The 14013-nt window shown below is 36.5% G+C and carries 1 protein-coding gene (only partly in view); it reads left to right on the top strand.

The features are described from left to right. Positions 1 to 14013, top strand: the end of a protein-coding gene (locus tag ACKI44_RS09565; RefSeq protein ID WP_407423811.1) for an amino acid adenylation domain-containing protein. Its footprint begins 19584 nt before the window's first position; the window shows 14013 of its 33597 coding nt (coding positions 19585-33597); its start codon lies beyond the left edge, outside the window; the stop codon is at positions 14011 to 14013.

The raw sequence follows: 14013 nt of genomic DNA, 5'->3' as shown, positions 1-14013 counted from the left end.
CAGGACGATTCGTATGTGTTCAGCGGATATTATGCTGACGACACTTATTTAAGTGACGCTTTTGATGAGTTTGTTGATAATATCAAAGAGGAATTGACCTTCATATCAGATTATTCATCTGATGATATTGTTTGCTGCTTGTCTGAATCTCAATTAGGAGTTTACCTGGATGAAAAGGTCAATGACATGGGAACTGCATATTCCGCTCCGGGAATTTATGAGTGCGGATTGGACAAATCTAATGAGGAAATAAGAAATGCCATTGCTTGTTTAGTAGATAAACATCCTGTTTTAAAAGGACGTGTCGTTGATGGAGACATTCCTCTATTAGTATGTGATTCATATCCTATTATAGATACTACAGATGAGGCAGATTATGAAAAATTAATTAAACCGTTTAATCTGGATAATGGTCTTGCTCGCTTCTACATTATAGAAACTGATGATAACAAAATCATATTCTACGATCTCCACCATATAATTAATGATGCTACTTCACGTACCATTATTAATGAAGAGTTCGACAGTATTTTTGATGGTACTTTTGATGATGCTGTTGAGTTAGGCTTTGTTTATACCAGCAATGACTCTTTTGAGTCCAGATTCAAAGATGAATATGTAACTGCCAAGGAATTCTTTGATACTGTGTTTGCTGATATTGATGATGTTCAACCATTATTACATGATATTGATGGTTGTGTGGGTAGTGTGACTTTGCCTATTCGCGGTATTCGTGAGAGCGTCGAGTCTTTTGTTCGCGATAAGGGCATTACTCTAAGTAATTTCCTGAATTCTGTTTTCGCATATACTTATTCACGTTTTGCTGGTAGTGATAAGGTTTACTTTAATTTTACAGAAAATGGTCGTCATGAAACTTATAATCAGGATGCTTTAGGTATGTTTGTTCGTACTATTCCTGTAATTGTGGATTGTAGTGATAGAACCGTGGATGATTATGTGGGCGGTGTTTCTGATTTGATTTTGGATTCTATGCATAATAGTCTATATCCATTCCGTCTGATTGCTAATGACTTTGATTTGGTAAATAATGTTACTTTCGAGTATAATTCTGATTTGAATGCATTGTCAGATACTGGCGATGAGATTATATTTAGTGATGATGCAGACCGTATTTCTGAACTGTTATGTGTGGTTCATGATTTGGATGATGGCTTTGCCGTTAACTTGAATCATTTGGATAATCTTAGTCAGGAAACTGCTGAGAGATTTGTCAGAGTATTTAAGGAAGTATTGATCCAATTTTTAGATAAAGAAAAATTAAGTGATATCAGTTATATTTCCGATAAGGATGTTGAACTATTAGACAGTTTCAATCAAAATGAATATCTTTTGGCTTATGATGACATTTTAGACGCATTCAACGATAATCTTGCCGATTATCCTGATAACAATCTTGTCTCATATAGGGATTCAGTTTACACTTACGGCGAAGGGGCATTCATTGCCGATAAAATAGCAAAATCCTTAAAGGATGTTGGTGTTAAGGCTGATGATAACGTTGCATTTCTGGTTGAGCGTTCCGAGTTGTACATGTTCAGCATTTTAGGTATATTGTCCGTTGGCGCTACATATGTTCCTTTGGATGATGCACATCCTGATGACCGTTTACAATTCATATTGGAAGATACAGAGTCCAAGGTTGTCATTGTCAGTGATGATACATATGAACGTGGTGAATCACTCGCAAAAGATACATACCTTTTAAATATCTCAGATATGCTTAAGGAAGATATCGGAACTTTGGATAATCTGCCTGTTGCTTATGGTGATGTGGCTTGTATGCTTTACACCAGTGGTACTACAGGCCTTCCTAAAGGTGTTAAAGTTACAAGAAAATCCATTCTTAATTTATCTGCCGTTTATGTTGACAAATTTGACTTTGGCAGGGATGATGTGTGTGGTATGTTTGCCAATATCAGTTTTGATGCAGGTTCACAGGCCGTTTGTCAGACATTCTATGCAGGGGCCTGTCTAGCAATCGTTCCGGATGACATCAAGCTAAATGTCTATGAGTTAAATAAGTATTTCGTTGAGCATGGCGTAAACCATTCAATGATTACCACTCAAGTCGGTAAGCTCTTTATGGAGAATGTTGAAGATACTTCGTTGGAGGTTTTGATTGTAGGTGGTGAAAAGTTAGGTGAATTTGAAAGCCCAGAAGATTATCTTTTAATTGATGGATTCGGACCAACAGAAACATTCGCATTCATCTCATCAATTAACGTAACAGATAAGATTGATTCATCCTCTATTGGTCATATTAACTATAATACTAAATTCTATGTCCTGGATGATGAGTCAAGACGTGTTCCTGTAGGTGCTGTCGGCGAATTATACCTTTCCGGTTATCAGGTTGCTGCCGGTTACCTGAACCGTGAAGAAGAAAATGCCAAAGCATTCATTGACAATATTTTTGACAGTGATGAAGATTACGGCACTTTATACCGTACCGGTGATATGGTAAGATTGCTTCCGGATAAAACACTGGCCATCGTTGGCCGTCGTGACAGCCAAGTCAAAATCAGAGGAAACCGTGTGGAACTGTCTGAAATAGAAGCAGTAATACGTGGAATAGATTATGTGGATGATGTAACTGTTCAAACAATTAAACGAGGCACCAACAATGAGCTTGTGGCTTATGTTGTTGTATCTGATGAATTTGACGATGATAATCTCAAGGAGAATATATCTGATTATGTGGATGAACGCAAACCGGAATATATGGTTCCTTCATTTGTCATTGAATTGGATGAGATTCCATTGAATGTAAACGGCAAGGTGGACAAGCGTGCATTGCCTGAAGTTGATGTGGAAAGTTTACGTGTTGAGTATGTTGCTCCTACCACTGAAGCTGAAAAACTAATTGTAAATGCATTTGAAAAAGTCTTTAATCAGACCAAGATTGGTATTTATGATGATTTCACCCATCTTGGTGGTGATTCACTGACTGCAATTAAGGTGCTGTCTTATCTTGGCGACTATAATGTTACTGCGACAGACATTTTGAGTCTGCGCACTCCATTTGCCATTGCCCAAAACATAAAAGAAGATACAATGGATTTAGATATTTACACTTTGGAAACTGGATGTCCTTTAAACGAGCCTCAATTGAACGTATACCTGGATATAATTGCAAACAATAAATTTGATGCATATCTCATTCCGCTCATTATGGATATAGCTAAGGACTATGAAGTTGAGGACATAATGGAAGCCTTGGATGTTATGTTGGACGTTCATCCGATTTTAGGCACATGCATAAGCAATGATAATGAAATACCTTACTTGATAAAAGGATCCGAACCATCTGTTGAATTCAAATCCCATGTGGATGATGACAGTATCATTGAATTCTTAAATAAACCATTTGATTTGTATGACAGTTTGTCCAGATTCCTGGTTGTTGGAAATGATGATGGTTATTCATTATATGCCGTTTTCCACCATTTGGTCTTTGATGCATTATCTGTTGGAATATTTAAAAAAGACTTGCAGACAATCCTTGATGGAGGCAGTGTAGAAGTTGACGATTCATTCCTGAAAGTATCTGCATTCAGCCAACAAATACAAAAAACAGAGGAATACACTGATGCTAAAAACTTCTATGACAGGATGCTTGCCGATGTGGATGAAGTAAGTGGATTATTGGATAGTGCTGATGGTGATGGTCCTGATGCCATACTATTAGATTTAGAATTGGATTATACTCAATTCAAATCATTCTTAAGCAAATATAATGCTAGTGAGAATGTATTGTTCACAGGTGCACTTGCTTACACAATATCCAGATTTGCCGGCAGTGACAAGGTTCTGTTCAATGTTGTCGAGTACGGACGTGGCAGATTCAACAATAACAATGCAATAGGAATGTATGTAAACACATTGCCGATGCTGGTTGACTGTAAAGACCAGAATGTTTCTGATTTCATGAAATACATGTCCGATTCAGTATATGATGTAATGAGATATAATTACTATCCGTTCAGATTGCTTGCAAAGGAATATGGTATTGATGCAGGCATCTTATTCCAGTTCATGCCGGAATGGATAAGCGATGATGATACTGACTACAGTGAATTTGAATCAGTGCAAGAGGAAAGCGAACCTGAAAGTGTTGAAAATTTAAGTAATGATTTAAGTATTGATATTATTCAGGAAGGCAAGACATATTCCATAAGTCTCCAATATTCCGCTAAATATTCCGAAGATGTGATGAACAGGTTTGCCGAGTCTTATAAATCCATACTGTCTGAAATAATCAGTGTTGACAAGTTAAGTGAAATCAATTATATTTCAGATTCTGATTTGGAACTTTTAGATACATATAATCAAACAGAACATGCTTTAGAATATAATGATATTTTGGATGCATTCAACGATAATCTTGCCAAATATCCTGAGGGTAATCTCGTATCATATAATGATAATGTCTATACTTATGCTGAAGGAGCGTTTATTGCTGATAAACTGGCCAACAAACTGAAAGAATTAGGTATTGAAAAACAGGATTGCGTTTCTTTCCTTGTTGAACGTTCTGAAATGTACATGTTCAGCGTTTTAGGTATTTTGTCTGTTGGTGCGGTTTATGTTCCATTGGATGACGCTCATCCGGATGACCGTATACAGTTCATATTGAAAGACACAGAATCCAAAGTTGTCATTGCCAGTGATGGAACTTATGAACGCGCTAAAATGTTAGCTAATGATGCAATTGTCCTGAACATCTCCGATATCCTAAGGGAAGATATTGAAACATTATCTGGCCTTCCTGCAGTTTATAATGATTTGGGCTGTATCCTATACACCAGCGGTACTACCGGACTTCCTAAAGGTGTTAAAGTTCCGAGAACCGCTTTTGTTAATCTGTCTGCATATTATGTTAGAAATTATGGTTTGACTGGCGATGATGTGTTTGGCCTTTATTCATCAATTGGTTTTGATGCGGCTTATAAGGCGATATTCGCAGCGGTTTATTCCGGAGCATGTCTGGATGTTATTCCAAGTGATATAAAACTGGATATGGATGCTTTGAATAATCATTTCATCAAACAGGGCATAAATCACGTTGACATTACCACACAAGTTGCCAAACTGTTGATTAGTCAGATTGATGATATTCCGTTGGATGTTTTATTCACTGGTGGTGAGAAGTTAGGTGAATTCGATGAAGAAGTGGATTGTCGTTTTGTTGACGGTTATGGTCCTACAGAAGCCTATGTTGAGGTTTCAACTTGTGATGTAACAGATAGAATTGATTCATCATCTATTGGTCATCTGGTTGACAATATTAAGGCTTATGTATTGGATGATGAGTTCAGGCGTGTTCCTGTTGGTGCTGTCGGTGAATTGTTCCTTGCAGGTAACCAGATTGCGGATGGCTACCTGAACCGTGACGAAGAAACTGCTAAAGCATTCCTGGCCAATCCGTTTGAGGATGATGAGGACTATAAAGTGATGTATCGTACAGGTGATATGGTAACAGTTTTATCTGACGGTTCTTTAGGTGTAGTCGGACGTCGTGACAGTCAGGTCAAAATCAGAGGAAACCGTGTAGAACTCTCAGAAATCGAAGCGGTAATACGTGAAATAGATTATGTGGAAGATGTAACTGTTCAAACAATTAAGCGGGGTACCAACAATGAAGTCGTGGCTTATGTTGTTGTATCCAATGATTTGGATGGAGATGATCTCAAGAGTGCTGTTTGTGATTATGTCGATGAGCGTAAACCTGAATACATGATTCCATCATATGTAATAAAATTAGACAGCATTCCTTTGAATGTAAACGGTAAAGTCGATAAACGGGCATTGCCTGAAGTTCAAATGGAAACCTTGCATGCAGAATATGTTGCTCCTACAAATGAAAATGAAAGAATAATTGTGGGAGCATTTGAAGTTGTATTTGATCAGGAAACCATCAGTTTATATGATGACTTTGTCCGTCTTGGTGGAGATTCTATTAAGGCTATTCGTGTTATTTCATTGCTTCAAAAAGAAGGCATAACCTGCATTGCTAAGGATATATTAACTCATAAAACTCCTTATGCTATTGCTCAGATTATTGAAGATAAAGTTCAGGTGTCCTATGATGCAGTTGAGGGTCGTGTTGGTTTACTGCCTATTCAAAGTTACTTCTTTGAAGAAGTCAACAAGAATGATTACATGCAGGGATTCACTGTAAAAGCTCTTGTTGACTTGGATGTTGGTACTTTACAAAAGGCATGGGATGAATTATCCAATATCCATGATATGTTAAGGGTAAGTTACAGTATTGAAGATGGCGTTCCTGTACAGGAGATTATGCCGTTGGGTACTAGAACATGTGAAATCAATGAAATTGTCATTGATGGTGATTTAGGCAAAAACCTTGTTGAAATTAATGAAAAAGCCAATAATTCCCTTGACATCTATAATAATAAAATGATGGATATTAGCTTAGTCAGACACGGTGATGACTCTTATGTAATTTTCGTCTTGCATCACTTGATTGTTGACGGTGTAAGCTGGAGTATCATATTGGATGATTTAACTCATATCTACAATGCGATAGTTTCAGGAAATGAAATAGATATTTTAAGACCGTACCCTTATAAAAATTGGGTTGAAGATGTAAAAGGTTTATTGGATGACATTACTGATGAAGAAAGGAAATATTGGACTGAAATCAACAGCAAACTGGATGATTCAGATATCAAAGGTAAGGAAAAACCATTCAGGTTCAATGTTGAAAATGCTTTATTTGATGTTGATAATATCTTAATGTTGTCTGAAGAGGAATATTTGGCATTGGCTATAGCTCGTGCCTATAAAAAGACTTACGGTAAAGATATTATTTTCAATCGTGAGTCTTATGGTCGTGAAGAGACTTTGGCTGATGTTAACAGAACCATTGGATGGTTTACTTCACAATTCCCAACACTTGTTGAAGTAGGCAACGACAATGATTCAGTATCATTAATGAAAGATGTATACAATCTTAAAAAATCATTCAATGAAGTCAAAAAATTAGGATTGAATTACTCTTCATTAATTTACATGGCTGATGAATTAGAGTTTAAAAATGCTCCAGTTACTTTCAACTTCTTAAGTACGGAATCAGAATTCAGAAACGAATTGTTTGAATCATATGATCCTGAAATATCTTTAGATGATTTAGGTGAAATTGAAGCTTCTGATGATGATTATTATGGTATTGATTTGAATGTTACTCGTGAAAACGATAAATATGTTGTTGCGGGTAGCTATGCAGAGGGTACATATATTAGTGACTCAGTAGATGAGTTTATTGATAATATTAGACATGAATTAGAGTTTATTGCAGGCTATGGAATTGAAGACGGTATTGTCTGCTGCTTATCCGAACCTCAATTAGGTATTTATCTGGATGAAAAGGTCAACGATAAAGGTACTGCTTATGCCGCTCCGGGTATTGTTGAATTCAGTTCAGACTGTACTGTTGAAGATATGAAAAATGCTATTGCTTCTTTAATTGATAAACATCCTGTTTTAAGAGGGCGTATTGTTGATGATAGTGACTTGCCTCTTATTGTCTGTGACAGCAATCCTGTAATTGAAGAAATTGACCATAATGATTATGAAAGCCTTATCCTGCCATTCAATTTGGCTGAATCTCTATGTCGTTTCTTTATTAATGATGATGAAAAAGTTATTTTCTATGATATGCACCATATGATAAGTGACGCAACAAGCGCTTCAGTAATCGATCGGGACATACTTGCTGCATTGGATGGCAGTTTGGATGAAGAAATAGATTTAGGATTTGTATATGACAGCAATGATTCATATAAATCCAAATTTGAACCTATTTATGAATCTGCACAGGAATTCTTCAATAATTTATTCGCTGACATTGATGAAGTAAATAATATATTGGATGATTTAAACGGTTCTGCTGAGAATTTATCTCTTCCTGTTAGGGGTATTCGCGATCGTGTTGAAGAATTTGCACTTGAAAACGGTATTACTGTGGGAGCATTGCTAAATTCAATATTTGCATACACATATTCTCGATTTGCAGGCAGTGACAAGGTTTATTACACTTTCACTGAACATGGTCGTCATGAGGAATACAATAAGGAAGCTTTAGGAATGTATGTCCGTACGATTCCTCTATTGGTTGACTGTAAGGATGACTCAGTTGAAAGCTTTGTAAGTTACTTCTCTGACTTGAACCTGAATTCAATGGTAAACAGTGTTTATCCTTTCAGATTGCTTGCCAGTGAATATGATTTAAACAATGATGTCAGTTTCGAGTATAACTTTGATTTGAATGATGTGTCTCATGTAGAAAATGAATTAATCGTTGGATCTGTACTTGATTTGGTATCTGACTTCTCATGTGTCATCAATGATTTGGATGATGGATATCTTGTTAATTTAGAACATTCCGACAGATATTCACATGAAACTGGAGTCCGTTTTGTTGAAGCATACGCTGAAATATTAACACAAATAGTGGATGCTGAAAAATTATCGGATATAAATTATGTCTCTTCATCTGATTTGGAGATTCTGGATGCTATTAATCAAACTGAATATGATTTGGAGTATGAAGACATCTTAGATGCATTCAATGATAATCTTGCCGAATATCCGGATAACACACTTGTATCCTGTAATGATGCTTCCTATACTTATGCTGAAGGGGCATTTGTTGCAGATGAGATAGCTAAACATTTAAAAGAGTTTGGTGTTGGTATGGAGGATAACGTTGCGTTCCTTGTTGAAAGATCAGAATTATACATGCTGAGCATATTGGGTATCCTTTCAACAGGTGCGGTATGTGTTCCTTTGGATGATGCACACCCGGATGACCGTATACAATTCATTTTAGAAGATGCCGAAGCTAAAGTTGTCATTGTCAGCGATGAAACATGTGGACGTGTAGCTAATTTAACTGATGCAGACCTTTTAAACATCTCTGATGTTCTTAAAGAAAATATTGGAACTTTAGATACATTACCTGTTGCTTATGGTGATTTGGCTTGTATTTTATACACCAGCGGTACTACCGGCCTTCCTAAAGGTGTTAAAACAGTTAGAAAAGCACTTGTTAACTTATCTTCATATTATGCCAGAACTTATAATTTAACCGAAAAGGATGTATTCGGTCAGTTCTCTTCAATTGGTTTTGACGCTGCATTTAAGGCAATATTTGCTGCAGTTTACACCGGAGCCTGCCTGGATGTCATTCCGAATGATGTTAAATTAGACATGAATGCATTGAATGACTACTTCATAAAACAGGGTATAAACCATGTTGACATTACTACCCAGGTTGCTAAATTGCTTATCGGTCAGGTTGATGATTTGGCTTTAGATGTATTGTTCACTGGTGGTGAAAAACTTGGTGAAGTTGAAGAGGAAGTCAACTGTCGCTTTGCAGACGGTTACGGACCTACAGAAGCATACGTGGAAGTTGCAACAATTGATGTGGATAAGAGGGTTGATTCTTCTTCAATAGGTTATCTTGTTGACAATATCAAAGCTTATATTTTGGATGATGAATTTAGACGTGTTTCTGTCGGTGCTGTTGGTGAACTTTATCTTGCAGGTAGTCAGATAGCCGACGGTTACTTGAACCGTGATGAGGAAACCGAAAAAGCATTCATGACCAATCCGTTTGATGGTGGTGAAGATTATGCTACATTGTATCGTACTGGGGACCTTGTAAGAGTTCTTCCTGATAATTCATTAGGTGTTGTTGGTCGTCGTGACGGTCAGGTTAAAATCAGAGGAAACCGTCTTGAATTGTCAGAAGTTGAAGCGGTCATACGTGAAATTGACTTCGTAGAAGATCTGACTGTTCAGACTATTAAAAACGGCGCCAATAATGAACTGGTTGCATATGTCGTTGTATCCAAAGATTTCGATGCGGATTCTCTCAAGACTGCTGTTTGTGACTATGTCGACGAACGCAAACCTAAATATATGATTCCATCATTTGTCATTGAATTGGACAGCATTCCATTAAATGTAAACGGTAAAGTTGACAAACGTGCACTGCCTGATGTTGAATTGGACAGCTTACGTGTTGAGTATGTTGCTCCAACAACTGAAACTGAAAAACTAATTGTAAATGCTTTTGAAGAAGTCTTTAATCAGGATAATATTGGTGTTTATGATGATTTCACTCATCTTGGTGGTGATTCATTAACTGCAATTAAAGTGTTGTCATATCTTGGCGACTATGATGTTACTGCAACAGACATTTTGAGTTTGCGCACTCCATTTGCAATTGCTGAAAACATTAATAAAGAAGATGCATTGGACTTGGATATTTACACTTTAGAAAATGGATGTCCTTTAAACGAGTCTCAATTGAACGTATATCTGGATATAATTGCAAATAATAAATTTGATATCTATATGATTCCAAGCATTATGGATATAGCTAAGGACTATGATGTTGATGACATATTAAATGCATTGGATGTTATGTTGGATGTTCATCCGATTTTAGGCATGTGTGTTAGCGATGATAATGATGTTCCTTATTTGGTAAAAGGATCAGAACCATCTGTGGAATTCAAATCAGATGTGGACGATGATTATCTCATGGAATTTTTAACTAAACCATTTGATTTGTATGATAGTTTGTCCAGATTCCTGGTTGTTGAAAATAGTGACGGTTATTCATTATATGCTTCTTTCCACCATATAATCTTCGATGCTTTATCCGATGGTGTATTTAAAAAAGATTTACAAACAATTCTTGATGGTGGCAGTGTTGATGTTGATGAGTCATTCCTGAAAGTTTCTGCATTCAGCCAACAAATACGGGAAACAGAAGAATATGTAGACGCTGAAAGATTCTATGATAGAATGCTTGCCGATGTGGATGAAGTAAGCGAATTATTGGATAGTGTTGATGGTGATGGTCCTGATGATGTTTTATTGGACCTGGACATAGATGTGACTCAATTTAAATCATTCTTAAGTAAATATAATGTTAGTGAAAATGTACTGTTCACTAGCGTGTTTGCTTACACCTTATCCAGATTCACCGGCAGTGACAGGGTCCTTTTCAATGTTGCTGAGAATGGACGTGGCAGATTCAACAATTACAATGCAATCGGTATGTATGTAAACACATTGCCTATGCTGGCGGACTGTAAAGACCAGAATGTGTCTGATTTCATGGAATACATGTCTGATTTGGTATACGATGTAATGAAATATAATTATTATCCTTTCAGATTGCTTGCAAAAGAATATGATATCGATTCAAGCGTATTATTCCAATTCGTACCTGAATGGATAGATGATGATGATGCAGACTACACTGAATTCGAATCTATGGAAGAAGATGGCGAATCTGAAAACATGGAGGAGTTAATTAGTGATTTGTGTATTGATATTATTCAAAAAGGCAAGTCTTATTCAATTTGTATTCAATATTCAGCTAAATATTCTCGAGACATGATAAATAGGTTTGTTGAGTCTTATAAATTAATATTATCACAAATAATCTGCGTTGATAAGTTAAGTGAAATCAATTATGTTTCAGGTTCCGATTTGAAACTCTTAGATACATATAATCAAACAGAACATGCTTTGAAATATGGTGATATTCTGGATGCATTCAATGATAATCTTGCCAAATATCCTGATGGCAATCTCGTATCCTATAATGAGAATGCCTATACTTATGCTGAAGGAGCATTCATTGCTGATAAACTGGCAAATACATTGAAAGAATTAGGTGTTGAAAAACAGGATTGCGTTTCTTTCCTTGTTGAACGTTCTGAATTATACATGTTCAGTGTTTTAGGTATTTTATCTGTTGGTGCTACTTATGTTCCTTTAGATGATGCTCATCCTGATGACCGTATACAATTTATATTGGAAGATACTGAATCCAAGGTTGTCATTGTCAGTAATAGAACTTATGAACGCGCTAAATTGTTAGCTAATGATTCAATCATCTTAAACATCTCAGATATCTTAAGAGAGGATATTGGAACATTATCCAACTTGCCTGTAGTTTATAATGATTTGGGTTGTATCTTGTACACCAGTGGTACTACTGGTCTTCCTAAAGGTGTTAAAGTTCCAAGAACCGCTTTTGTTAACTTATCTGCTTATTATATCAGAAATTATGGTTTGACTAACGATGATGTTTTCGGTCTTTATTCATCAATTGGTTTTGATGCGGCTTATAAAGCGATATTTGCGGCAGTTTATGCTGGTGCATGTTTGGATGTTATTCCAAGCGATGTAAAACTTGACATGAGCGCATTGAATAATCACTTCATCAAACAGGGCATAAATCACGTTGACATTACCACACAAGTTGCCAAGTTATTAATTACTCAAGTTGATGATATTCCGTTGGATGTTCTGTTCACTGGTGGTGAGAAGTTAGGTGAATTCGATGATGAAGTGGATTGTCGTTTTGTTGACGGTTATGGTCCTACAGAAGCATATGTTGAAGTCTCAACTTGTGATGTAGCAGATAGAATCGACCCGTCTTCTATTGGTCATCTGGTTGACAATATTAAGGCTTATGTCTTGGATGATGAATTCAGACGTGTTCCTGTCGGTGCTGTCGGCGAATTGTACCTTGCAGGTAACCAGATAGCTGATGGCTACCTGAACCGTGACGAAGAAACTGCCAAAGCATTCCTGACCAATCCGTTTGAGGATGATGAGGACTATAAAGTGATGTATCGTACCGGTGATATGGTACGCGTATTGTCTGATGGGTTTTTAGGTGTAGTCGGACGTCGTGACAGCCAAGTCAAAATCAGAGGAAACCGTGTGGAACTTTCAGAAATCGAAGCGGTCATACGTGAAATAGACTATGTCGATGACGTGACTGTCCAAACCATTAAACGCGGTACAAACAATGAAGTTGTTGCTTATGTTGTTGCAACCGGTGAATTTGACGATGAGGAACTAAAAGAGAATATATCTAATTATGTTGATGAACGCAAGCCTGAATATATGATTCCATCATTTGTTATCAGATTGGATGAAATTCCATTGAATGTAAACGGTAAAGTGGACAAACGCGCATTGCCTGAAGTCGATGTTGAAGAATTGAAAGTTGAGTATGTTGCACCAACCACTGAAACTGAAAAACTAATAGTAAATGCATTTGAAGAAGTCTTCAATCAGGAAAACATTGGTATCTATGATGACTTCGTTCGTATGGGTGGTGATTCATTAACTGCAATTAAAATGACCTCAATCTTGTCTAAATCTGGCATTAGTGTTAACGCCCATGTCATTTTTGATAATAAAACTCCTTATCAAATTGCAAAATTCATTGATGATGACCAAGGGGAATACGGATTCTATCTGGCTAAAGAGGGTATCCAAAATCAAAACATGTTTATACTGCCTCCACTGGGCGGATTGTCTATGGTATTTTCACCATTGCTCGACAATCTTGAATTTGAAGGAAATGTCTACCTTATTGATGACTTCAAATATGATTTAACAGTTGATGAAATCAAAAACACTGACCATAATATGACATTTGAAAAGTACTGGAATGCAATCAAAGACATCTTCCAGGATGGAGACATTATAGCCGGATATTCATTAGGTTGTCTTTTCGCAATACTGATTGCCGAAAAGTTAGAAAAAGACAGGAAAATAGAAAAATGTGTCTTAATAGATGGTGCATTAGACTTCTACAGTGATGACATTCCAGATAATGTAGATGCATCAGATATCTTTAAGGAACTAACAGATTTAGGCTTTGATATTGATGAGTTAGGAGGAGAAGATAATGATGAGTTATCTGAGAAAATGGTTGAAATGTTCTATGTAAACTCTGTGTGGGATTTCCAACCTGTAAAAATCAATGATACTCCTGTAATTTATCTGGCTACTGAACATGGCGATGAGGGTAAATTAGAAAATATTGCAAGGAATGGTGAATTCATCTTCATTGATGATACTGATCATACAGCAATTATTACAGATGATGTTGAAAAGATTGTAAAATATCTTAAATGA

Origin of the sequence: Methanobrevibacter sp. (genome assembly GCF_045646205.1) — an archaeon.
Lineage (GTDB): Archaea > Methanobacteriota > Methanobacteria > Methanobacteriales > Methanobacteriaceae > Methanocatella.
Note: the sequence above shows the minus strand (reverse complement) of the source record. Positions and strands in the feature narration are given on the sequence as shown.